General features: G+C 77.3%; 1 protein-coding gene. It reads right to left on the bottom strand.

The window, feature by feature from the left end; all coding sequences use genetic code 11:
* Window positions 1–151 precede the first annotated feature (151 nt).
* Window positions 152–562, bottom strand: a complete 411-nt coding sequence (locus tag AB8Z75_RS35120; protein WP_369209213.1) for a nitroreductase/quinone reductase family protein — start codon at window positions 560–562, stop codon at window positions 152–154.
* Window positions 563–836: the final 274 nt, after the last annotated feature.

Here is an 836-nt window from a genome sequence, read left to right as displayed (position 1 = left end):
GTCCCCCTCCGCCCTGCCCAAGTCGCTGACGGCCCCGCAGTGGGCGGAACTCTTCCACCTGGCGGAGGGGCGCCCGTGGGAGWASKMSGSTGSKGGSCTGAGGCAGGTGGCGCAGACGGGGAGCCGCCCGCCCGGGCACCGTGCCGCGCGCTCAGCCGCCGTCGAGGTCCACCCGGACCGTCAGCAACTGCGTGCCCACCGCGCGGACCACGGCGCTGTTGAGCAGCGGCAGGGAACGCAGCCGGGCGCGGGCGTCGTCCTCCGGGAGGGGGTGGGCCGTGCCCGGGTACCAGCGGCCCCGCACCCGGACCCGGACGTGCGGATCGGCCCGGATGTTGCGGACGTACTGCGCCGCGCCGCCGTGCTCGGCCACCAGCCAGAACCGGTCGCCCACGCGGCGCCCGCCGACCGGCGTGCGGCGCGGGCGGCCGGAGACGCGGCCGGTGGTCTCCAGGAGTACCTGCCCCGGGAGCCGGGTGGTGAGGGGGTTGACGACATACCGTTGGAGCGCCGTGACGGCGCGGAACTTCCGTCCGCCGCCGCGGCCTTGCGCGTGCGCCATGCTGCCCTGCCCGCCCTTCCGTCGCCGTCCGTCCAGAGGTGAGCGGCCCCGCCGCGCTGTCGGCGGGGCCTTCCGTCCACACGCAGCCAGCATGATGGATACGGAGGAGACGAGTCTCGCACCGGGCACTGACAACGGCCCGCAGCAGCCGAGTCCTGACAGGCCGCGAGGAGAAGCTGTGGCGCTCCGGGCGGCGTTGCCCCGCCGAGAACCGGCCCCGGGACCCGGCCCCGGGACCCGGCCCCGGGACCCGGCCCCGGGACCCGGCCCCGGG

Origin of the sequence: Streptomyces sp. PU-14G (assembly GCF_041028275.1) — a bacterium.
Lineage (GTDB): Bacteria > Actinomycetota > Actinomycetes > Streptomycetales > Streptomycetaceae > Streptomyces.
Note: the sequence above shows the minus strand (reverse complement) of the source record. Positions and strands in the feature narration are given on the sequence as shown.

Coding starts and splice junctions, on each gene's coding strand:
- AB8Z75_RS35120 (WP_369209213.1), bottom strand. CDS start 562: ATGGCGCACGCGCAAGGCCGCGGCGGCGGACGGAAGTTCCGCGCCGTC.